Source organism: Streptomyces sp. NPDC085866 (assembly GCF_044541035.1).
In the GTDB taxonomy this organism is placed as follows: Bacteria; Actinomycetota; Actinomycetes; order Streptomycetales; family Streptomycetaceae; genus Streptomyces.
In genome coordinates this window covers 1-21,634 of the sequence record NZ_JBITSQ010000001.1, presented here as the reverse complement: position 1 = coordinate 21,634, position 21,634 = coordinate 1, and the positions used below count along the sequence as shown (strand labels likewise).

Here is a 21,634-nt window from a genome sequence, read left to right as displayed (position 1 = left end):
TACCCGCCCCCACTGACAATCAGGGCGGGCGGACAGCCCGAGGCCCGCTCAGACCCCGTCCACCAGGTTGGGAATCTCCTGCGTGGCGAACCACAGCAGCTCGTGATCGTCGGTCTCGTCCACGACGAACTGCGCGTCGTCGTCCCCGCCGTCGGCCGCCTCCAGCGCCTGAGCGGCCGCGGTCACGTCCTCCTCGGCGTCGTCGGCGTCGACATGCACCGCCGCCGCCTTCGCGAGCGCCACCGTGCCGGTCACCGTCACCTCGCCGAGCGCGGCCGGATCGAGCCCACGGCCGGGGTCCGCCGTGGCGGCACCGTCGGACACGTCGACGGCGACCACGACGCGGCGCCGTACGGCACCCGGATCGGCTGCCAGCAGCCGCAGCGAAGCCAGCGCGGCGCGGCTGAGTGCCGCGTACTCCAGCTCCTCGATGTCGTCGGAGAGGTACCACTCACGCAATGCGGGCGTGACGGCGTACGCGACGAACGGGCCGGTCCCCAGCTCACCCGTCTTGTGCGCCTCGGCGAGACCGGGGAGGGTCAGGGGGACGTAGACGCGCATGGCTGGCCGCTCTTTCCTGGTCACCGACGGGCCTTCAGGATACGTGCGCCCGTCCCCTTTCGAGTCCCCGCCCACACCCCCGGCCGCGTCCACCCGGCGCCCCGCACCTCACCCTGCTCCGCGGCTCAACCACGGGGTTTCCTCATCCCCTCACCACCCGGATAGGTGAACATTTCCGCCCCTCGCCACCCGCCCAGCCTTCCTTGCGACGGCCGCTCCCACCCCCGTACAAGATCCCCACCAGCGAGTTACCGCCCGGTATCAACCGGGCCGACCGAACGGGGACTCCAATGAACAAGGTCATGAGCCGCAAGCCCCAGCCTCGCCCGCGCCACCGCCCGCCGACCCGCCACGACTCCCGCCGACCCGGCACCGCACCACCACGCAACCCCGCCCGCGGCAGGGCCCGTACGACACCGGGGACGGCCGTGGCGCAGCCGAGGCCCACCGACCTCTTCGCCGACCGTCTGCTGGCCGTCCTGAGCGGTCAGCGCCCCGTCCACTGGATGCTCCGGCACACCGCGGGCCGCGCCTACGACGACCTCGCCCGCCTCGCCGAGCACGGCCCTCTGCGCGCCCACGGCACCCGCCCGGTCGTGGACGACATCGGCTACTACGTCGCCCGCGCCGGCGCCCTCGAGGTCTTCGCCCGCATCGCGGCCGGCGACCAACGCCGCGCCCTGGCCTTCCGCCTCGAACAGGGCCCGGACCATCGCTGGCGCTGCACAGCGGTAGAACTCGGCATTCCGGGCCGCCCGCACACGGACGAGGCCTGACGAGCCCCTGCACGGCTACGGACAGCCGCACCGCCGTACCCCGAGCGGCACAGCCGCAGAACAAGCCGAAGGGCCGAGCCCCCGACAGGAGACCCGGCCCTCATTCAACGGCTGACGCCGCACCTCACTTCTTGCGGCGCCGCCCGCCCTTCGCCTGCCGACGCCGCTCCGCACGCGTCAGGCCGTCCGACTCGGACCGCACAGGCTCGTCGTCCTCGAGGTCGCGCTCCAGGATGCCGCCCTCACCGTCCACGGTGGGCGCGGAGAAGTGCAGGTCCCGCCGCTGCGGAACGTCCAGTCCCTTGGCCCGGATCTCCGGACGCGCACCCGCCTGCGCCGGGACCGTGTCCTGGACACCCTCCGCGACCGGCTGGGCCTCCTCGACGGGGACCTCCTCGACCTGCTGCTCGACCTGGACCTCCAGGTTGAACAGGTAGCCGACGGACTCCTCCTTGATGCCCTCCATCATCGCGGTGAACATGTCGAAGCCCTCGCGCTGGTACTCGACCAGCGGGTCCTTCTGCGCCATCGCGCGCAGGCCGATGCCCTCCTGGAGGTAGTCCATCTCGTAGAGGTGCTCACGCCACTTGCGGTCGAGGACCGACAGCACGACCCGCCGCTCCAGCTCACGCATGATCTCGGAGCCGAGCTGCGCCTCACGCGCCGCGTACTGCTCCCGGATGTCGTCCTTGATGGACTCGGAGATGAACTCGGCGGTCAGACCCGCCCGGTCGCCGGCCGCCTCCTCCAGCTCCTCGACGGTGACCTTCACCGGGTAGAGCTGCTTGAAGGCACCCCACAGCCGGTCCAGGTCCCAGTCCTCGGGGAAGCCCTCGGAGGTCTCCGCGCTGACGTACGCGTCGATCGTGTCGTCCGTGAAGTGCTGCACCTGCTCGTGCAGGTCCTCGCCCTCCAGGACGCGACGGCGCTCGCCGTAGATGACCTCGCGCTGCCGGTTGAGCACCTCGTCGTACTTCAGGACGTTCTTACGCGTCTCGAAGTTCTGCTGCTCGACCTGCGACTGAGCGGACGCGATCGCGCGCGTGACCATCTTGTTCTCGATCGGCACGTCGTCCGGCACGTTCGCCATCGCCATCACGCGCTCGACCATCTGGGCCTTGAACAGGCGCATCAGGTCGTCGCCCAGCGACAGGTAGAAGCGGGACTCACCCGGGTCGCCCTGACGGCCGGAACGACCGCGCAGCTGGTTGTCGATACGCCGCGACTCGTGCCGCTCGGTACCGAGCACGTAGAGGCCGCCGAGCTCCTCGACCTCATCCTTCTCGGCCTTGACCGCCTGCTCGGCCTTCTCCAGGGCGGCGGGCAGGGCGTGCGCCCACTCCTCGATGTGCTCCTCGGGGTCGAGGCCGCGCTGGCGCAGCTCCGCCTCGGCGAGGTCCTCGGGGTTGCCGCCGAGCTTGATGTCCGTACCACGGCCGGCCATGTTGGTGGCCACCGTCACGGCGCCCCTACGGCCGGCCTGGGCGACGATCGAGGCCTCGCGCTCGTGGTGCTTGGCGTTCAGCACCTCGTGCTGGATGCCGCGCTTGCTGAGCTGCTGGGAGAGGTACTCCGACTTCTCGACGGACGTCGTGCCGACGAGGATCGGCTGGCCCTTCTCGTGCTTCTCGGCGATGTCGTCGACGACCGCCTCGAACTTGGCCACCTCGGTGCGGTAGATCAGGTCCGACTGGTCCTTGCGGATCATCGGCTTGTTCGTCGGGATCGGGACCACGCCGAGCTTGTAGATCTGGTGGAACTCGGCGGCCTCGGTCATGGCCGTACCGGTCATGCCGGAGAGCTTGCCGTAGAGGCGGAAGAAGTTCTGCAGGGTGATCGTGGCGAGCGTCTGGTTCTCGTCCTTGATGTCCACCCCTTCCTTCGCCTCGATCGCCTGGTGCATGCCCTCGTTGTAGCGGCGGCCGGCGAGGATACGGCCGGTGTGCTCGTCGACGATCATGACCTCGCCGTCGATGACGACGTAGTCCTTGTCCTTCTTGAAGAGCTCCTTGGCCTTGATGGCGTTGTTCAGGTAGCCCACCAGAGGCGTGTTCACCGACTCGTAGAGGTTGTCGATGCCCAGCCAGTCCTCGACCTTGCCGACGCCGGCCTCGTGGATGGCGACCGTGCGCTTCTTCTCGTCGACGTCGTAGTCGCCGGTCTCCTCCAGGCCCTTGAGCGGGTTGCCCGCCTCGCCCTTCTTCAGGCGCGTGACGAGCTTGGCGAAGTCGCCGTACCACTTGGTGGCCTGGTCGGCCGGGCCGGAGATGATCAGCGGCGTACGGGCCTCGTCGACCAGGATGGAGTCGACCTCGTCGACGATGGCGAAGTTGTGGCCGCGCTGGACGAGCTCCTCCTTGGACCACGCCATGTTGTCGCGGAGGTAGTCGAAGCCGAACTCGTTGTTCGTGCCGTACGTGATGTCGCACTCGTACTGCTCGCGGCGCTGGGCCGGCGTCATGTTGGCGAGGATGCAGCCGACGGACAGGCCGAGGAACCGGTGGACGCGGCCCATCATCTCGGAGTCGCGCTCGGCCAGGTAGTCGTTGACCGTGATCAGGTGGACGCCGTCGCCGGACAGGGCGTTCAGATACGCGGGCAGCGTGCCGACGAGGGTCTTGCCCTCACCGGTCTTCATCTCGGCCACGTAGCCGAGGTGGAGGGCGGCGCCACCCATCAGCTGCACGTCGTAGTGCCGCTGGCCGAGGACGCGCTTGGCGGCCTCGCGGACGGTGGCGAACGCCTCGGGGAGCAGGTCGTCCAGGCTCTCACCATCGGCGTAGCGCTGCTTGTACTCCTCGGTGAGGGCACGCAGCTCGGCGTCGGAGAGGTCGACGAAGTCCTCTTCGATGGAGTTGACCTGGTCCGCGATGCGGTGCAGCTTGCGCAGGATCTTACCTTCGCCTGCACGCATGATCTTCGAGAGGACGGACACGGGGGCTGGTCTCCTTGCCGGTCGGGCCTGGGACGGTCGGTTTTCCTTCTGACGTACTGAGCAACGGCCATCGTATGCGAGGACCTGGCTGCGCCGGGAGGCCCGGCGGCCCGACGGCTGCTTCACCCTGGACAACGGGCGGGCCCTGCGGATAGTGCCGCTCCGCGGCAAGGAATTGCGCGAAATGTGATCACCCGCTCACACACGGCGAAAAGCACTGGCGCAGCGCGTGCCACCCACGCAGAATCAGCCGATGGAACCCGTCACCCTCCCCACCGACCGTCTCGTGCTGCGCACCGTCGGCCCTGACGACACCGAGGCTGTGTACGCGGCCGCCCAGGACCCCGACCTGCAGCGCTGGATCTCCCAGTTCCCGTCGCCCTACCTGCGCGAGCACGCGGAGAGCTTCACCGGGCAGATGGTGCCCGACGGCTGGGCGAACGACTCGATGTACACGTTCGGCGTGTTCCTCCCCGAAGGGGAGCTGGCGGGGATGCTGGGGATCACCATGCGCGCCCTGGGCGTCGGCGAGGTCGGATTCTGGGCCGTGAAGGAGCACCGCGGCCGCGGCTACATCACCGAGGCCACGCTCGCCGCCGCCCGCTGGGCCTTCCTCGCACTGTCCGTCGACCGCCTGGAATGGCGCGCGGAGGTCGGAAACGGTCCCTCGCGCGCGGTGGCGGAGCGCTCCGGTTTCACCATCGAGGGCACGCTGCGCTCGGCCATCAACAACAAGGGGGTACGCCGGGACTGCTGGGTCGGCTCCCTGCTCCCGTCGGACCTCGGCCTGCCGTCGACGGCGCCGTACCTGCCCGCCCGTACCTGACCCCGCCCGGACGAAACCGCAGGTCATCCCGCACTGTCAGTGCCACCCCCTATCGTCCGACGCATGACGACCCTGCCGCGCCCCACCACCACCCTCACCGCGGACGACGCCCGCCGGATCGCCCTTCGGGCCCAGGGCTTCCTCGGTGCGCCCGACCGGCGGGCCGGTGTCCGCGGGGTGCTCCGCCATCTCGGCGCGGTCCAGCTCGACACGATCTCGGTCCTCGCCCGCTCCCACGAGCTGATCCCGTACGCCCGCCTCGGCGCGGTCGGCCGCAAGACCGTCGAGTCGGCGTACTGGAAGCCTGCACCCATCGGCGCGCATCCGGCACGACCGCATGCCTTCGAGTACTGGTCGCACGCGGCGTGCATCCTCCCGGTCGAGGAGTGGCCGCACTTCGCCTTCCGCCGCCGCGCCTACCGCAACCGCCCGCACTGGAACCACCAGCTTCCCGACGGCGCCTACGACCAGGTCGTCAAGCAGCTGCGCGCGGAAGGCCCGCTGACGGCCACGGAGTTGGGCGGCGCGAAGAAGACCAACGACTGGTGGGACTGGTCGGGCACCAAGGTCGCCGTGGAGCGCGCGCTGATGTACGGCGAGGTGGTGTGCGTCGAGCGCCGCGGCTGGAAGCGGGTGTACGACCTCGCTGAGCGCGCGATCCCGGACGCGCTGCTGCACGACGAGCTGGACGACGCCGAGTGCGTGCGCCGACTGGTCCGGCTGGCCGGCGAGTCCCTCGGCGTCGGCACGCGCGCGGACATCGCGGACTACCACCGTCTCAAGGGCGAGCAGGTCGACGCGGTGATCGCCGACTCGGGTCTGGTGCCGGTCGAGGTGGAGGGCTGGGGCAAGCCTGCCTGGGCGGACCCGACGGCCCTCGCCACACCGCCGCGCGGCCGTCACCGCACCACGCTGCTGTCCCCGTTCGACTCGCTGATCTGGGAGCGGGCGCGCACGGAGCGGATCTTCGGCTTCACCCACCGCCTGGAGGCCTACGTCCCCAAGCCGAAGCGGATCCACGGCTACTTCGCGATGCCGGTGCTGGCGGGCGGTCTGCTGGTCGGGCGTGTCGACCCGGCCCGCGAGGGCAGGACCCTGGTGGCCAGGCAGGTCTCCCTGGAGGGCCCCAAGGCCGTCCCGGCGGTGGCACAGGCCCTCATCGAGGCGGCGACCTGGGTGAACTGCACGGACGTCAGGGTGGAACGGGTGGACGCACCCGAGCTCCGCGAGCCCCTCACCAGGGAACTCGCAGGCCTTCTCGGCTAGCAGCTACCGGATCTCGAGGATCTTCTCCCGCATCGCATAGACCACCGCTTCCATCCTGGAGTGCAGCTGCAGCTTCTCCAGGATGTTGCGGACGTGGTTCTTCACGGTGTTCTCGGAGATGAACAGCTCCTTGGCGATGTCCCGGTTGTTCATCCCGGTGGCGACGAGCTTGAGGACCTCCAGCTCGCGGTCGGTCAGCCGTGGCGCGGGCACCAGCCGGCGTTCGTCGGTGCGCTGGATCATCGACTTGAACTCGGTGAGGAGCTTGGACGCCATGGACGGGCTGATCTGCGACTGCCCGTCGGCCACGGCACGAATGGCGGTCGCCACCTCGTCCGTGGAGATCTCCTTGAGGAGGTATCCGGTCGCTCCCGCCTTGATCGCGTCGTAGAGGTCGGCCTCCTCGTCGCTGATCGTCAGCATGATGATCTTCGCGCTGGGGGCGACCTCCTTGATGGAGGTGCAGGCCTCGATCCCGCCGCGTTTGGGCATGCGTACGTCCATCAGCACGATGTCGGGCAGCAGGTCCGCGGCCTTGTCGACGGCCTCGGCGCCGTCTCCCGCCTCGCCGACGACCTGGATGTCCTCCTCGGCCGCGAGCACGATCTCCAGGCCACGGCGGAAGAGCGCATGGTCGTCCACGACCAGGACTCGGATCGGCTCCTGGCGTGAAGAGCCCGGGTCCGGGCCCATGCCGATGACATCGCCGCCCGCGTCATCGCCTCGCATCGGTCCGAAGGTGTCCGCCATCGTTCCTCCCCCTGAAGGCTGTGGCCTGTGGTCCTGTGCCATCGCCAACCCAAGGCAGCGGCCCACCGGTTGGGCCGGTGTGGTCATGATTTCATGCCCGGACGACGCCGAGGTGACGAGCGGGGCGCGAAGTGGTCGCACACGGGTGCCCCTGGGGGCGCACGCGCGCATCCAGGGGCACCGGCTCAGCTTCGGCCGGGTGGGTCAGCCACCCAGCGTGCCCCCTGCCGCCGGGGGTGCCTCAGCGACCATCGCCTCAGTGCTGAGGTGGATGACGCCGTAGTCGTAGGCGTGCCGCCGGTAGACGACACTCGGTTCCTTGGTCTCGGAGTCGACGAACAAGTAGAAGTCGTGGCCGACCAGTTCCATCTCGTAGAGGGCCTGGTCGAGGCTCATCGGGGAGGCGACGTGCGTCTTCTCGCGGACGATCAGGGGGCCTTCGCCCTTGACCTCCAGCGAGCCGATCTTCCTGGTCGGCACTCCGTCCGACTCGTCCTCGTGGACGGGGAGGCCGTTGCCGTTGAGCGTCGCCACGCCCGGGACGTGGTCGGGAACCTCCGCCGCCGAGATCCGGCGGGCGCCGCGGCGCGAGAATCGCTTGTCGTGCTGCTTACGCAGCCGGGCGTCCAGCTTCTCCGCCGCCAGGTCGAGTGCCGCATACGGATCGCTGGCCGCTGCCTCCGCCCGGATCACCGGACCGCGGGACCTGAGCGTGATCTCCACTCGGTCACACCGGTCGGCCTGACGGGGGTTGGGCTCCTTGGACACCTCGACGTCGAGGCTGATCACCTTGCCATCGAGCTTCTGGATCTTCTCCAGGTTCAGCTTCTCGGCCACGTGCTTGCGGAACCGCTCGGGCACCTCGGTCTTGCGGCCCTTGACGACGATGTCCACGCAGAACTCCGTTCCCGGATCGCTCCGCTCCATCGGCGGAGCATCTCCCTTTTGCACCAGGTCCCGGTGAGCCCCGGAACCTCGGACTCGGTGACTTCACCTCCTCCTCCCCCATGGGCAAGATCTCCACCCCAGCGCTGCGGGTGATTGCGGAAAACCCGCAGCACAGCATTCGGATATGAGAGGTGTGGCCTGCGCCTTTCCTCACAACCGAACATATCTCGCCCGGACGGATGTCGTCACCCTCTACCGCGGCGTACCTCCGTTCAGGTGAATTGGCCCTCTCGCTACCTGCAACGATGCAGGTAGGTGCTCAGTTCCTGTTTATTTCAAAGGAATCCCTCGGAGCGGCGACCACGGCTGCGTGGAGCGCCTCTCCGATGACGTTCGGCGCCACTATTTCGGGTGCACCATGCACCCAGTTCTTCCTGTCCGGCCGTGCTCCGATCCGTCGTTCCCCCCTTCCTTCCCGAGTTCCGGCCTCGTACACAGCCGTTCCCCCATTGCGGCGTGATACGACCGCCACCCGCAAGGCCCGAGCCGCCTCAGCGAGGGTCGCTCCGGTCGTCATCAGGTCGTCGACGACCACGACACGGCCCCCGGTGAGCAGCCGCTCCCCGCCCGCCGTCACCTCCAGCGCGCCGGCGACGTTCTCCAGGCGCTGCCGAGCGTCGAGCTCCGCCTGGTCCGCCACCGCTCGCCGTTGCCGCAGCACGGCGGCCACCCGGGCCGGTGTCCCGGTGCGCCGCAGCTCACCGGCCGCCGCGAGCGCCATCCGCCGTACCGGATCGTGCCCACGAGCGCGCACGGCCCACCGGGCGGAGGGCACGGGGACGAGCAGCACGCTCCCGGAGCCCCACCGTCCCGTGGGCCCACCCGGCCGGAGGCCCGCCCGCACGGCCCCCGCCAGGGCCGCGCCCAAGGCCCCCGCGAGCGCCAGCGCACCGCGTTCCTTGTGGGCGAGGAGGAGAGCCCGCGCCTCCCCCGCGTAGGGAGCCGCCGCATGCACCACCGGCAGCCCGGGCGGCTCCGGCACCGGCCGCACCCGGCGCGGCGCGGCTCCGCCCAGTGCGGTGCGGCACCGCGGGCACAGCTCCGTACGAGGTGCCCCGCAGCCCGCGCAGTCGGCTGGCAGCACCAGGTCGGTGAGGTCCCGCCACAACCCCCGCATGTCCACCACTGTGCCAACGCCCGGGACGGCCTGCCACCCCTGTGGAAAACGCCCTGTGGACAGCCCGGAACAACGCCCACTGACCATCACCCACACGGGTGACGGCCATATGGACATGCCTGCGGAACAGGTGTCCGCGCAGGACGGACGTCCACGCGAGGCGGACGTCCCCGTACGACAGGGTTCTCAGCCCGGATAGACCGGCGCTGTCCCGTCCTTGTCCACCTTCTGCCACTGAGCCCCGGACGGCAGTCGTACGATCCCGTCCTCCGAGTAGGCCACCAGCGGCACCCGTTCGTCCTCGGACGCGGCGATCGCCTTCACACCCGACAGGGCCGCGGGCGCCGGACCGTCCAGAGTGGAGCCGTCGACCTGGACGTACCGCATCTGATGCACGCCCCCCTGCTCCAGGCCGACCACGACCAGCCGGCTGTCCCCGGCCCAGGACATGGTCGTGACCTGCTCCAGATCGGGGGCGGCGGAGCGCAGTTCGAGGACCGCGGGACGGGCCTCCGACTTGTCGTCCCGCTCGATCCGGCCGATGAGCAGGGACTGCTGCTTGTCGTCCTTCTCCACGACCAGCGCCACCCGCACCCCGTCAGCGGCCACCCGCACGTCGCGGATGCGTCCGCGCAGGTCCGGGATGGTGACCTCCACCGGCTTGCCGACGCCCTGTTCGAGGACGTACAGCTTCGGATGACGCGGGTCGCGGTCGGCCACCCACAGGTCGCCACGGGCGTCCCAACTCGGCGTGGTCAGCCGGTCGGTCGCGGTCGCACCCTGGCTGCTGACCACCGCTTCCCCGAGCGAACCGCCCGACGCCAGCGAGGTCACGTACAGCGCCTTCCCGTCGGCACCGATGCCGGCCACGGTGTGCTCGTCCCGTGAGACGGCGACCGACTGCAGCTCCTTCTCGCCCTCCCCCAGCGGGCCCGGCACCGGAACGGCGCTGGTCCCCGCGCTCCCGGTGGGCAGCCGCACCAGGCGGTGCTTGCCGTCGAGGAAGTACAGGTACTCGGGGCTCTGGGCCGAGGCGTGCCAGGCGGCGGCCTCGGCGCGCTGCTCGGTGAGGTCGCACAGCCGGTGCCCGCCGGGCCCCTGCAGCTCGACCGACTCCAGCGTCGGCGTCAGGTTCCGCAGCGTGAACAGCAACTGGGTCGCCATCTCCGTGCACTTGGCGGACCCGGCGCGGGAGACCTTGGAGTTCAGCGGCACCGTCAGCCTGTTCTGGTCGTCCGGAGTCAGCCCCGACACGCCCTCCTGCAGGGCCGTACCGGTTGGGAAGCTGGACCTGACCACCGGCCGGAGCCACCTGGTCGGCCCGCTCAGCAGCGACCGCACCATCTGGGTCATCGGGTCCACCGTGCTGCGGACGAACACCGGGTCGGCGACCGCCACCGGCTGCCCGGTCGCCCCGACCGTCGTGGTGGAGGCGAAGTAGTACTTGTTGACGGACGTGTAGTTGCGCTGGAAGTCCGACTTTCCCATCACCACGCCCTGGGGCAGCGCGTCGATGCGCCACTGGCCGCTCTTGGCGTCCTTGGTGAGGTGCACCTTCTCGCTGTAGGCCCCGGCGGCGGGCTTGTACGCCTGCTGCGCGCCAACCGTGGCGACCATGCTGCCGGTCAGGACGTAGGTGAGGCTGCCGCTGTCGGTCGCATCCCGGCCGCCGGGATGCTGCTGGCCGGGCACGGCACTCGGCCCGTTCGCCAGGACGGTGGCCGACCGCTCCGGCCGCCAGCTGCGCGCGGCATCGGCGGTCAGGTACTTGCGGGCGGTGTCGTACTGCGGATCGTCGCTGGTCAGGGCCTCCAGGAAGCCCTGCATGATCTCGCCGGGCTCGGCGTCCTCGGCGGGCGGCATGGCGAACACGCGCACCCCGGTGTCCTGCCGCGGCGTGGACTCGACGTCCCGCAGATCCCCGCTGTCGGGCATCGAGGCACATCCCGCCAGCAGCACGGCTCCGCAGGCCGCGTAGGCCACCGCGCGTCCCGGCCTGCGCCGGACGCCCCCCTCGCGGTCAGCGCCCACGAAATGCCTCCCCTGGCTCGGTCGAGTCCTTGGGCCCGGTCGGATCCGGACGGCCCGCGTGTGTGTCGGATGCCGGACCGGCCGCGGGCCTGTCGTCCGGGCGCCGGGCGCCCCCGGTGGGCCGGGGAACCACGCGCGCGCCGTTGCCGGGCAGCGCGGTCGGGTCGGCGGCCGGGGTGGCGGAGGCCAGACGTGGGGCGATCGGGGCGCGCGCGGGCATCGGCGGCACCTGGCCGCCGCCCGGCTGCACCGGAACGGTCGCCCGCTTCTCCTCGCCCCCACGGGGCAGGCCGGCGTCGTCGAGCCCGCGGTTGCGCCGCGAGTCCTTCGGTTCCAGCGGTATCGGAGAGCCGCGCAGCGGCTCGTCCGCGGTCCGCGGCAGCGTCAGCCGGAACTGCGAGCCGCCACCCGGCTCGCCCCAGGCCTGCAGCCAGCCGCCGTGCAGCCGGGCGTCCTCCAGGGCGATCGACAGCCCGAGGCCCGTACCGCCGGTGGTACGCGCACGTGCCGGGTCGGCCCGCCAGAAGCGGCTGAAGACGCGGGTCGCCTCGCCGGGCTTGAGTCCGACGCCGTAGTCCCGCACCGCGATGGCGACCGCGCCGCCCGCGGAGGCCAGCTTGACGACGACGTCCTTGCCCTCGCCGTGCTCGACGGCGTTGACGACGAGGTTGCGCAGTACGCGCTCCAACCGCCGGGCGTCGGCCTCGGCGACGACCGGCTGCTGGTCACCGACGACGCGTATGTGCGTGCCCTTGCGCTCGGCGAGCGGCTCGGCGCCGCCGACGACCCGCCGCACGACCTCCCTGAGGTCTATCGGCTCGGCCTCCAGCGCCGCGGCACCCGCGTCGAAGCGGCTGATCTCCAGCAGGTCCGCGAGCAGCGACTCGAACCGGTCCAGCTGGTCGGCGAGCAGCTCGGCCGACCGCGCGGTCACCGGATCGAAGTCCTCGCGGGCCTCGTGGATGACGTCGGCGGCCATCCGTACGGTCGTCAGCGGCGTACGCAGCTCGTGCGACACGTCGGAGACGAACCGCCGCTGCATCCGCGACAGGTCCTCGAGCTGCTGGATCTTCAGCTGGAGGTTCTGCGCCATCTTGTTGAAGGCCTCGCCCAGACGGGCGATGTCGTCCTCGCCGGTGACCTTCATCCGCTCCTGCAGCCGCCCGGCGGACAGCCGCTCCGCGATCCCGGCGGCCATCCGCACCGGAGTGACGACCTGCCGCACCACCAGCCAGGCGATGGCGCCCAGGAGTACGACGACGAAGAGCCCAGCAGTTGCCAGCGTGCCCTTGACCAGACTGAGCGACTTCTCCTCCTGCGTGAGCGGGAAGAGGTAGTACAGCTCGTACGGATGGCCGTTGGGGTCGTTGACCTGCTTGCCGATGACCAGGGCCGGCTGGGACTCCTTGCCGTTGGAGTAGACGATCCGGGTGTAGCTCTGGGCGGCCGTCGTACTGCTGTTGATCCGGTCGCGCAGATCGGTGGGCACGCTGGAGGAAGGGTCGACGTTTCCGGAGCCGCGCGGGCTGCGCCCGCCGCCGCTGTCGTCACCCACAGGGAGCGTCACGACGTCGAAGGCACCGGCACCACCGCTCGAGAGCGAGTCCACGAGATCGCTCATCCACGGGATGACGTTCTGCGACTGCCGTCCGTCGGCCGTCTCGGTGCCGTCGCCGCTGCCGGTACCCGTGCCGCTGGCGGCCTCGTCGGCCTTCTGCTTGGCCACCGCGAACCCGCCGGTGGCCTGGCTCTGCGACGCCTTCACCTTCGCGTCCAGGAGGCCGTTGCGCACCTGCCCGATCACGACGAAGCCCAGCAGCAGGACGACACCCAGCGACATCAGCAGCGTCGTGGCGACGACCCGCAGCTGGATGTTGCGCCGCCACAGCCGCATGACAGGCAGCAACGGACGGCGCACCCAGCGCATGAACAGGCGGACGACCGGGCTGCCCTGGACCCCGCCCTGCAGCAGCCCGCCCTCGAAGAAGCGTCCCCAGCCCGAACCCGCCGCCTTCCGGCCGACAGGCCGCCCCGGACGGGCCCCGGAGCGGCCGGGAGCCGAAGCGGTCCTGTCCCCGGACATGTCAGCTCGGTCCGGCCTTGTAACCGACACCACGGACGGTGACCACGATCTCCGGCCGCTCCGGGTCCTTCTCGACCTTGGAGCGCAGCCGCTGGACGTGCACGTTGACGAGCCGCGTGTCAGCGGCGTGGCGATAGCCCCACACCTGCTCGAGCAGCACCTCACGCGTGAACACCTGCCACGGCTTGCGGGCCAGCGCGACCAGCAGGTCGAACTCCAGCGGGGTCAGCGCGATCGACTGCCCGTCCCGCTTCACCGAGTGCCCGGCCACGTCGATGACCAGGTCACCGATGGTGAGCTGCTCCGGCGCCGGCTCCTCCGACCTCCTGAGCCGCGCCCGGATCCGGGCCACCAGCTCCTTCGGCTTGAACGGCTTCACGATGTAGTCGTCGGCGCCCGACTCCAGGCCCACGACGACGTCGACGGTGTCGCTCTTGGCCGTGAGCATCACGATCGGCACCCCGGACTCCGCCCTGATCAGGCGGCACACCTCGATACCGTCCCGGCCGGGCAGCATCAGGTCGAGCAGCACCAGGTCGGGCTTGGACTCACGGAAAGCGGCCAGCGCCTTGTCGCCGTCAGCTACGAAAGACGGCTCAAAACCTTCACCACGCAGCACGATGCCGAGCATCTCGGCCAGTGCGGTGTCGTCGTCGACGACAAGGACTCGTCCCTTCATAAACGACATCATCCCATTCTCATAACAGCGACAGGCGCCCTGGTGAGGCAGGTCACGGCCTCGTGACGATAGTCGTAGGAGCCCGTCACTGTCTGCCCTCGTCCGCCGACATTGATGTCAGTAACGGATGTCGACCACCTCGCGCACCCACCGTTGAGGTCGGCCGTACGGCGATGTGCCACATGAACTACCCCATGATGGCCGGGAGGGGTGAACGGGCGGTCGCATTGAACGACGAAGTACCGGCCACCCGCCAGGGGCACTACCCGTGCGGGCCACCAGAGCCGAGGGCGCCGTAGTCAGCGAGGCCGGATTCTGCGCGGAGGACTGGGAGGACCACGGCACTAGTTGACCGTCACCTGGCGCGACCTGGCACACAGCTCCGCAAGTGCCTCGGCCGTCACAGGAGAAACAGCCCCCTCCTCGGTGACGATCGCCGTCACCAACTCGGGCGGAGTCACGTCGAACGCCGGGTTGTACGCCTGGGTCCCCAGGGGCGCCACCGGAATCCCGCCTCCTGCTCCCGTCACCGGCACCTGGGGCGCACTGACCTCGGTCACCTCGAAACCCGGGCGCTGCTCGACCTCTATGGACGCCCCGTCCGGCGTCTGCGGGTCGACCGTCGTCACCGGCGCCACCACGATGAACGGGACATGGTGGTACCGCGCGAGCACCGCGAGCGGATAGCTCCCCACCTTGTTCGCCACCGAACCGTCGGCCGCGATCCGGTCCGCCCCGATCAGCACCGCGTCCACCTCACCCGCCGCGAACAGCGAACCGGCCGCGTTGTCGGTGAGCAAGGTGTACGCCATGCCGTGGCGAGCCGCCTCGTACGCCGTCAGACGAGCGCCTTGCAGCAGCGGACGCGTTTCGTCCACCCACAGCCGCCGCAGCCGCCCCATACGGTGCGCTGCGAGAGCCACCGCGAACGCCGTGCCCTCCCCGCCCGACACCAGCGATCCGCTGTTGCAGTGGGTCAGGATCCGCTGCCCACCGCCCGGCAGCAGTTCGTCCAGCAGCGCCAGGCCGTGCGCGGCCATCCGGGCGCTGGCCTCGGCGTCCTCCTGGTGCAGTGTCCGCGCGGCGGTCAGCGCGGCCGTCGCCGCCGCGGTGGTGTCGCCGGTGCTCGCGAGCGCCGCGCGGTAGGCGGACTCGGCTCTGTGCACCCCGACGGAGAGGTTCACGGCGGTCGGCCGGGCACCCTCGAGCGCCCGCGCGGCCTCCTCCACGTCGAAGCCCCGCGCGGCGGCGAGGGCGACGCCGTACGCCCCCGCGATCCCGAGCAGCGGCGCCCCGCGCACGGCGAGCGAACGGATCGCCTCCACCAGCGCGGGCGCGTCCGTGCACACCAGCTCGACCTCTTCGCCGGGCAGCCTCGTCTGGTCGAGAAGGACCAGTACAGGACCTTCGGGTGGTTCCTCCCATCGGAGCACAGGGATCTCGGTCGGCCGCTTGTCCTCGCCGGTTTGCGCGTACTGATCAGCCATGCGGTCAGTCTGCCCCGTATCCGGCGGACAATTGAAGGTGTCCAGCCCCTACCGCGGCCGGTCACGCGATGACCACCCCATGGCACGATGTCTGCCAACCTGCCGTCGCGACCGCGGACGGGCACCGTAGAGGAGCATCGATGACAGACACTCCGGGCTGGGCCTCGCCCGGATCCGCCCCGTCGCCCGACGGGCGGGAACCCGGCGCGTCCGGCCCCGCCGAGCCCACCGACCGTCCCGGCCCCGCCGAGCCGGCCGCGCAGCCTGGCACAGACCCGCAGGGCACAGACCCGCAGGGCACAGGCCCGAAGTGGTCCAAGGAACAGCCGCCACCCGGCCAGTGGTCCGCGCCTACGGGGCCCCCGAGCCCCGGCCAGGCGCCGCCACCTCCACCGCCCGGTCCTGGCTGGGGCGGCGGGTACGGCGGCGGACAGCCCGGCGGACACGGAGGCGGCTCGTACGGCGGCCCTCCCGGCGGCTACGGCACCCCCGGCGGCTACGGAGCCTGGGGCGGCGGTTGGGGCGGTCCCCCGCCCGCTGCCAAACCCGGCGTGATCCCGCTGCGCCCGCTCGGCGTCGGCGAGATCCTCGACGGTGCCGTCTCCACCATGCGCACCTACTGGCGCACGGTCCTCGGCATCTCGCTCACCGTCTCGGTCCTCACCCAGCTGAGCGTGATCCTCCTGCAGGGCCTCGTGCTGAACGACAGTGAGACCACCAGCGCCCTCAACGACCGCAGCGCCACGCCGAGCGAGATACTCCAGGCCGTGGGCGCCGTGATGGCCGGCACCGGTCTCGTGGCGGTGATCACCGTCGTCGGCACCATCGTCGCGACCGCCCTGCTCACGACGGTCACCAGCCGCGCCGTCCTCGGCAAGCCGGTCAGCACCGCTGAAGCCTGGCGGGACGCCCGCTCGCAGGTGCCGAAGCTGTTCGGCCTGCTCCTCCTGCTGGGCCTCATCACCTTCGGTGTGCTGCTCTGCGGCGCACTGCCCGGCATCCTCGTCGCCGTCGCCGGCGGAAACGAGGGAGCAGGCATCGCGGTCGTCGTCCTGGGCCTCGTCGCCGCGGCCGTCGTCGCGGTGTGGCTGACGGTCCGCTTCTCCCTGGCCTCGCCCGCGCTGATGCTGGAGCGGCAGAGCGTCGTGAAGTCGATGCGCCGCTCCGCGAAGCTGGTCCGCGGCTCCTGGTGGCGCGTCCTCGGCATCCAGCTGCTCGCCGGGCTCATCGCCAACATCGTCTCGTCGCTCGTCGTGATCCCCTTCGCCCTCATCGCGGCCGCCGTCAGCGGCGACGGGATGGGGGGCCTCTTCGCCCCCGACGCCCAGAGCCCCGGCTGGAGCTTCCTGATCATCAGCGGCATCGGTTCGGTGATCGGCACCATGATCACGCTCCCGATCAACGCGGGCGTCACCGTGCTCCTGTACATCGACCAGCGCATCCGCCGCGAGGCCCTCGACCTCGAACTGGCCCGCGCCGCCGGCGTCCAGGACTACGGCACCGGCGCCCCCGGCCCCGTCCCGGGGAGCTGATGCGGTGAGCCCGACGGGGGGAGTTCTCACGGCGGCCCCGGCCCTGCCGGGCGCCGCCGGATCGGCCGTACGAGGCCTGCTGAACGCGGCACACACCACGGTCCTGGCGGCCGGCGGCTCGGGCGACGAGCCGCCCGTGACCATCCCGCGCGGTCCCGCACGGGAGGCGGCGCGCCGTGAGCTGTCCAAGCGGATGTACCACGAGAACGACCCCAGCCTGCTCCAGCGCGCCCTGAACGCCTTCTGGGACTGGCTGGACAAGCTGTTCAGCACAGCCGCCGCCGCGACACCCGGCGGCACGCTCGGCCTGCTCGTCGTCGTCCTGTTCGTCGTCGCCGTGCTGGCCGCCCTGTGGTGGCGCCTGGGCACCCCGCGCCGCCAACCGGTCTCCACCGCAGCCCTGTTCGACGAACGCCCCCGCAGTGCCGCCGAACACCGCGCGGCCGGCGAGGCACACGCCGCCCAGGGCCACTGGAACCAGGCCGTCCAGGAACGCATGCGGGCCATCGTCCGCTCCCTGGAGGAGCGAACCCTGCTCGACGTCCGGCCCGGCCGCACCGCCGACGAAGCCGCCGCCGAGGCCGGCCGCACTCTCCCCGCGCACACGGACCGACTGCGTTCCGCCGCCCGGGAGTTCGACGACGTCACATACGGCGGGCGCAGAGCGAGCGAGCAGTCGTACCAGCGGATCGCCGAACTCGACCGCGACCTGGAACGCACCCGGCCGGTCCTCGCCGGCAACGCCACCAGCACGGCCCACGACACCAGCCAGGGGGCCGCCGAATGACCGCCGAGGCCACGCTGCCGAGCACCTCGGCGTCGCCCACGGCCCGCCAGATCTGGACTCACGGGCGAGGCATCGCCCTCGCCGTCGGGCTGATCCTGATCGCTGCCGTCGCGATGGCCGCCGTCCGCTCCCAGACCCGGCACGGCGAACTCGACCCGCGCTCCGCCGACCCCTACGGCAGCCGCGCCGTCGCCGAACTCCTCGCCGACCGGGGCGTCTCCACACGCGTGGTCACCTCGCTCGGCGCGGCACGCACCGCCGCCGGCCCGGACACCACACTTCTCGTCGCCGTACCCGACCTTCTGACGCCCGGTCAACAGACCAGGCTGCACTCGGCCATGGCGGACTCCGGCGGCCGCACCGTCCTCGTCGCCGCCGGCAGCTCGTCGGTCGAGCGACTCGCCCCCGGGGTCACCGCGGACCCCGCCACCAGCTTCGAGTCGACGCTCACCCCCGACTGCACCCTGCCCGAAGCCCGGCGCGCGGGCAGCGCCGACACCGGCGGCATCCGCTACACCACCACGCACCTCGACGCGGACTCCTGCTACCCCAGCGAACGCCTCGCCACCCTGCTCCGCCTTCCGGCGGCCTCCGGGAACGGCGACACCATCGTGCTCGGCGCGCCCGACATCTTCTTCAACAAGCGCCTCGACGAACAGGGCAACGCCTCGCTCGCCCTCCAACTCCTCGGCTCCCGCCCCCATCTGGTCTGGTACCTCCCCTCGCTCTCCGACGTCTCCGCCGCCGACACCGGCGAACGGAAGAGCTTCCTCGACCTGCTCCCCTCGGGCTGGCTCTGGGGCACCCTGCAGCTGTTCATCGCCGCAGCCCTCGCCGCCTTCTGGCGGGCACGCCGGTTCGGTCCCCTCGTGCCCGAGAAACTCCCCGTCGCGATCCGCGCCTCCGAAACCGTCGAAGGCCGTGCCCGCCTCTACCGCAAGGCCAACGCCCGTGACCGCGCGGCCGCCGCTCTTCGCTCCACCACCCGCACGCGCCTCGCCCCCCTCGTCGGCGTCCCCGTCGCCCAGGCGCACGCGCCCGAAGCTCTGCTCCCCGCCCTGTCCGCGCACCTCAACGGCGACGGACAGGCCCTGCACTCACTGCTCTTCGGACCGCCGCCCGGTGACGACGCGGCCCTCATCGCACTCACCGACCAACTCGACGCCCTCGAAAGAGAGGTACGCCGTCCATGATGGACCCGACCACTGACAACGCCGGGAACACCGGGGACTCGGCTGCCGCCCGGGCCTCCCTGGAAGCCCTGCGCGCCGAGATCGCCAAAGCCGTGGTCGGCCAGGACCCCGCCGTGACCGGCCTCGTCGTCGCCCTTCTCTGCCGCGGACACGTTCTCCTTGAAGGAGTCCCCGGAGTCGCCAAAACGTTGCTCGTCCGCGCACTCGCATCCGCGCTCGAACTCGACACCAAGCGCGTCCAGTTCACTCCCGACCTGATGCCGAGCGACGTCACCGGATCCCTCGTCTACGACACGCGCACCGCAGAGTTCTCCTTCCAGCCCGGCCCGGTCTTCACCAACCTCCTTCTGGCGGACGAGATCAACCGCACCCCGCCGAAGACCCAGTCCTCCCTGCTGGAAGCCATGGAGGAACGCCAGGTCACGGTCGACGGCACCCCGCGCCTGCTGCCCGAACCGTTCCTGGTGGCCGCGACCCAGAACCCGGTCGAGTACGAGGGCACCTACCCCCTCCCCGAGGCCCAACTGGACCGCTTCCTCCTCAAGCTGACGGTCCCTCTGCCCTCCCGGCAGGACGAGATCGACGTCCTCACCCGCCACGCCTCGGGCTTCAACCCGCGCGACCTGCACGCCGCAGGCATCCGCCCGGTCGCCGGTCGGGCCGACCTCGACGCAGCCCGCGCCGCCGTCGCCAAGACGACCGTCTCCCCCGAGATCACGGCCTACGTGGTGGACATCTGCCGCGCCACCCGCGAGTCGCCGTCCCTCACCCTCGGCGTCTCCCCGCGCGGCGCCACCGCACTGCTCGCCACCTCGCGGGCCTGGGCCTGGCTGACCGGCCGCGACTACGTCATCCCCGACGATGTGAAGGCGCTCGCCCTGCCCACCCTGCGCCACCGCGTCCAGCTGCGCCCCGAAGCCGAGATGGAAGGCGTGACCGCCGACTCCGTCATCAATGCCATCCTCGCCCACGTCCCGGTCCCCCGCTGATGGCGCTCACCGGACGCGCCGCTCTCGTCGCGGCCCTCGGCTCGATCCCCGTCGGCATCCTGGAACCCGGCTGGACGGGCATCCTCGCGGTCAACGGCCCCCTGGCCCTGGCCTGCGCCTGCGACTTCGCACTCGCGGCACCCGTACGACGGCTCGTCCTGTCCCGCTCCGGCGACACCTCCGCACGCCTCGGCGAATCCGCCGACGTCACACTCACGATCACGAATCCCACCGGCCGCCTTCTGCGGGCCCGCCTGCGGGACGCATGGCCGCCCAGCAGCTGGCGGCCCGGCACCGAGGTCGAGAGCTCGCGCCACCGCGTCACCGTCCCGGCCGGCGAACGTCGGCGGGTCACGACCCGACTGCGCCCCACCCGCCGCGGCGACCGCCAGGCCGACCGCGTGACGATCCGCTCCTACGGCCCCCTCGGTCTCTTCTCCCGTCAGGGCACCCACAAGGTCCCGTGGACGGTACGAGTCCTGCCCCCCTTCACCAGCCGCAAGCACCTGCCGTCGAAACTGGCCCGATTGCGTGAACTCGACGGCCGCACCAGCGTCCTGACCCGCGGTGAAGGCACCGAGTTCGACAGCCTGCGCGAGTACGTCCCCGGCGACGACACCCGCTCGATCGACTGGCGTGCCACCGCCCGCCAGTCCACAGTGGCCGTCCGTACCTGGCGACCCGAACGCGACCGTCACATCCTCCTGGTCCTCGACACCGGCCGCACCTCGGCCGGCCGCATGGGCGACATCCCCCGTCTGGACGCCTCCCTGGACGCGGCCCTGCTTCTCGCAGCGCTCGCCTCCCGCGCCGGCGACCGCGTGGACCTGCTGGCCTACGACCGCCGGATCCGCGCCCTGGTCCAGGGCCGCTCCGCCGGCGATGTCCTGCCGTCCCTGGTCAACGCGATGGCAACGCTGGAACCGGAACTCGTCGAAACCGACGCCCGCGGCCTCACGGCGACTGCTCTTCGTACGGCTCCTCGACGCTCCCTGATCGTGCTGCTCACGACGCTCGACGCGGCACCGGTGGAGCAGGGTCTACTGCCCGTACTCCCCCAGCTCACCCAGCGCCATACGGTTCTCGTCGCCTCGGTGGCCGATCCGCATATCGCCCAGATGGCCCAGGCCCGGGGCAACGCCGAGGCGGTGTACGAAGCAGCCGCGGCCGCGCAGGCGCAGAGCGAACGTCAGCGCACGGCGGAACAACTCCGTCGTCATGGAGTGACGGTCGTGGACGCGACGCCGGACGATCTGGCACCGGCATTGGCCGATGCGTATCTCGCTCTGAAGGCGGCAGGCCGGCTCTGATCTACCTCTTTCCGCCCCTTCGGGGGTTAATAGACCCCGAACGCAGAAAACCCCCGCATCCGAAGATGCGGGGGTTTTCCCAAAATTTGTTCGGCGGCGTCCTACTCTCCCACAGGGTCCCCCCTGCAGTACCATCGGCGCTGTGAGGCTTAGCTTCCGGGTTCGGAATGTAACCGGGCGTTTCCCTCACGCTATGACCACCGAAACACTATGAAACTGTGAACGCCACACCGCCTGTCACAGCGGGGCTGTTCGTGGTTTCAGAACCAACACAGTGAACGCGAGCATCAATGGACAAGCCCTCGGCCTATTAGTACCAGTCAACTCCACCCGTTACCGGGCTTCCATATCTGGCCTATCAACC

At 70.8% G+C, this 21,634-nt stretch carries 17 protein-coding genes and 2 rRNA genes; 8 read left to right on the top strand and 11 right to left on the bottom strand.

Going from position 1 to position 21,634, the window contains the following annotated elements; genetic code table 11:
* Positions 1-48 precede the first annotated feature (48 nt).
* Complete coding sequence (locus tag ACIF83_RS00095; RefSeq protein WP_399722360.1) at positions 49-561, bottom strand: DUF6912 family protein; 513 nt, start codon at positions 559-561, stop codon at positions 49-51.
* A gap of 290 nt (positions 562-851) precedes the next feature.
* Between ACIF83_RS00095 and ACIF83_RS00090 the strand changes: the two genes are divergently transcribed.
* Positions 852-1,337, top strand: a complete 486-nt coding sequence (locus tag ACIF83_RS00090; RefSeq protein WP_398139060.1) for an Rv3235 family protein — start codon at positions 852-854, stop codon at positions 1,335-1,337.
* Between the two features lie 124 nt (positions 1,338-1,461).
* On the opposite strand, the gene secA is transcribed toward ACIF83_RS00090, so the two are convergent.
* Positions 1,462-4,272 carry a preprotein translocase subunit SecA gene (secA, locus tag ACIF83_RS00085; RefSeq protein WP_393463705.1) on the bottom strand — a complete coding sequence of 937 codons (2,811 nt, stop codon included), beginning with the start codon at positions 4,270-4,272 and terminating at the stop codon, positions 1,462-1,464.
* 253 nt (positions 4,273-4,525) lie between these two features.
* On the opposite strand from secA, the gene ACIF83_RS00080 reads away from it, so the two are divergent.
* Together ACIF83_RS00080 and ACIF83_RS00075 are read left to right on the top strand one after the other, a co-directional pair.
* Positions 4,526-5,098, top strand: a complete 573-nt coding sequence (locus tag ACIF83_RS00080; protein ID WP_393463702.1) for a GNAT family N-acetyltransferase — start codon at positions 4,526-4,528, stop codon at positions 5,096-5,098.
* 63 nt (positions 5,099-5,161) lie between these two features.
* Positions 5,162-6,364, top strand: coding sequence for a winged helix-turn-helix domain-containing protein (locus ACIF83_RS00075; RefSeq protein WP_399722355.1), 1,203 nt, complete (start codon positions 5,162-5,164; stop codon positions 6,362-6,364).
* Between the two features lie 3 nt (positions 6,365-6,367).
* Here the strand turns inward: ACIF83_RS00075 and ACIF83_RS00070 are convergent, their stop codons facing one another.
* From ACIF83_RS00070 to mtnA, 7 genes are all read right to left on the bottom strand, one after another.
* On the bottom strand, positions 6,368-7,114 hold the full coding sequence (locus tag ACIF83_RS00070) for a response regulator (protein WP_393463697.1): 747 nt from the start codon (positions 7,112-7,114) through the stop codon (positions 6,368-6,370).
* A gap of 204 nt (positions 7,115-7,318) precedes the next feature.
* Entirely contained in the window at positions 7,319-8,008 is a 690-nt protein-coding gene (hpf, locus tag ACIF83_RS00065) for a ribosome hibernation-promoting factor, HPF/YfiA family (protein WP_393466868.1), read from the bottom strand.
* Positions 8,009-8,321: 313 nt separating this feature from the next.
* A complete protein-coding gene (locus tag ACIF83_RS00060; protein ID WP_393463694.1) occupies positions 8,322-9,179 on the bottom strand; it encodes a ComF family protein in 858 nt (285 codons plus the stop codon).
* Positions 9,180-9,365: 186 nt separating this feature from the next.
* On the bottom strand, positions 9,366-11,210 hold the full coding sequence (locus ACIF83_RS00055) for an LpqB family beta-propeller domain-containing protein (protein WP_399722352.1): 1,845 nt from the start codon (positions 11,208-11,210) through the stop codon (positions 9,366-9,368).
* Positions 11,200-13,293, bottom strand: coding sequence for an MtrAB system histidine kinase MtrB (gene mtrB, locus ACIF83_RS00050; protein WP_399722349.1), 2,094 nt, complete (start codon positions 13,291-13,293; stop codon positions 11,200-11,202). Before mtrB ends, ACIF83_RS00055 begins: the two co-directional genes overlap by 11 nt.
* Before the next feature lies 1 nt (position 13,294).
* On the bottom strand, positions 13,295-13,984 hold the full coding sequence (gene mtrA / locus ACIF83_RS00045; RefSeq protein WP_187279108.1) for a two-component system response regulator MtrA: 690 nt from the start codon (positions 13,982-13,984) through the stop codon (positions 13,295-13,297).
* Between the two features lie 332 nt (positions 13,985-14,316).
* Positions 14,317-15,459 carry an S-methyl-5-thioribose-1-phosphate isomerase gene (gene mtnA, locus ACIF83_RS00040; RefSeq protein ID WP_399722345.1) on the bottom strand — a complete coding sequence of 381 codons (1,143 nt, stop codon included), beginning with the start codon at positions 15,457-15,459 and terminating at the stop codon, positions 14,317-14,319.
* Positions 15,460-15,599: 140 nt separating this feature from the next.
* Between mtnA and ACIF83_RS00035 the strand changes: the two genes are divergently transcribed.
* From ACIF83_RS00035 to ACIF83_RS00015, 5 genes are read left to right on the top strand one after another with little or no spacing between them, the layout of a single operon-like run.
* The gene (locus ACIF83_RS00035; RefSeq protein ID WP_399722342.1) at positions 15,600-16,991 is read left to right on the top strand and encodes a glycerophosphoryl diester phosphodiesterase membrane domain-containing protein; all 1,392 of its coding nucleotides are present in this window, start codon (positions 15,600-15,602) and stop codon (positions 16,989-16,991) included.
* A gap of 4 nt (positions 16,992-16,995) precedes the next feature.
* A complete protein-coding gene (locus ACIF83_RS00030; protein ID WP_399722339.1) occupies positions 16,996-17,778 on the top strand; it encodes a DUF4129 domain-containing protein in 783 nt (260 codons plus the stop codon).
* A complete protein-coding gene (locus tag ACIF83_RS00025; protein WP_399722336.1) occupies positions 17,775-18,971 on the top strand; it encodes a DUF4350 domain-containing protein in 1,197 nt (398 codons plus the stop codon). Before ACIF83_RS00030 ends, ACIF83_RS00025 begins: the two co-directional genes overlap by 4 nt.
* Complete coding sequence (locus ACIF83_RS00020) at positions 18,971-19,960, top strand: AAA family ATPase (protein WP_393466865.1); 990 nt, start codon at positions 18,971-18,973, stop codon at positions 19,958-19,960. The genes ACIF83_RS00025 and ACIF83_RS00020 overlap by 1 nt, the downstream gene beginning before the upstream one ends.
* Complete coding sequence (locus ACIF83_RS00015; RefSeq protein WP_393463674.1) at positions 19,960-21,270, top strand: DUF58 domain-containing protein; 1,311 nt, start codon at positions 19,960-19,962, stop codon at positions 21,268-21,270. Before ACIF83_RS00020 ends, ACIF83_RS00015 begins: the two co-directional genes overlap by 1 nt.
* Before the next feature lie 88 nt (positions 21,271-21,358).
* Here the strand turns inward: ACIF83_RS00015 and rrf are convergent.
* Together rrf and ACIF83_RS00005 are read right to left on the bottom strand one after the other, a co-directional pair.
* Positions 21,359-21,475: ribosomal RNA gene (gene rrf, locus ACIF83_RS00010) — 5S ribosomal RNA — on the bottom strand.
* Between the two features lie 85 nt (positions 21,476-21,560).
* Positions 21,561-21,634 (bottom strand): 23S ribosomal RNA (locus ACIF83_RS00005); the annotation flags it as partial.

Excerpts from the sequence above, each read along its gene's own strand:
- ACIF83_RS00095 (WP_399722360.1), bottom strand. The coding sequence starts at position 561 with ATGCGCGTCTACGTCCCCCTGACCCTCCCCGGTCTCGCCGAGGCGCAC.
- ACIF83_RS00090 (WP_398139060.1), top strand. The coding sequence starts at position 852 with ATGAACAAGGTCATGAGCCGCAAGCCCCAGCCTCGCCCGCGCCACCGC.
- ACIF83_RS00080 (WP_393463702.1), top strand. The coding sequence starts at position 4,526 with ATGGAACCCGTCACCCTCCCCACCGACCGTCTCGTGCTGCGCACCGTC.
- ACIF83_RS00075 (WP_399722355.1), top strand. The coding sequence starts at position 5,162 with ATGACGACCCTGCCGCGCCCCACCACCACCCTCACCGCGGACGACGCC.
- ACIF83_RS00070 (WP_393463697.1), bottom strand. The coding sequence starts at position 7,114 with ATGGCGGACACCTTCGGACCGATGCGAGGCGATGACGCGGGCGGCGAT.
- ACIF83_RS00060 (WP_393463694.1), bottom strand. The coding sequence starts at position 9,179 with ATGCGGGGGTTGTGGCGGGACCTCACCGACCTGGTGCTGCCAGCCGAC.
- mtrB (WP_399722349.1), bottom strand. The coding sequence starts at position 13,293 with ATGTCCGGGGACAGGACCGCTTCGGCTCCCGGCCGCTCCGGGGCCCGT.
- mtrA (WP_187279108.1), bottom strand. The coding sequence starts at position 13,984 with ATGATGTCGTTTATGAAGGGACGAGTCCTTGTCGTCGACGACGACACC.
- mtnA (WP_399722345.1), bottom strand. The coding sequence starts at position 15,459 with ATGGCTGATCAGTACGCGCAAACCGGCGAGGACAAGCGGCCGACCGAG.
- ACIF83_RS00035 (WP_399722342.1), top strand. The coding sequence starts at position 15,600 with ATGACAGACACTCCGGGCTGGGCCTCGCCCGGATCCGCCCCGTCGCCC.
- ACIF83_RS00025 (WP_399722336.1), top strand. The coding sequence starts at position 17,775 with ATGACCGCCGAGGCCACGCTGCCGAGCACCTCGGCGTCGCCCACGGCC.
- ACIF83_RS00020 (WP_393466865.1), top strand. The coding sequence starts at position 18,971 with ATGGACCCGACCACTGACAACGCCGGGAACACCGGGGACTCGGCTGCC.
- ACIF83_RS00015 (WP_393463674.1), top strand. The coding sequence starts at position 19,960 with ATGGCGCTCACCGGACGCGCCGCTCTCGTCGCGGCCCTCGGCTCGATC.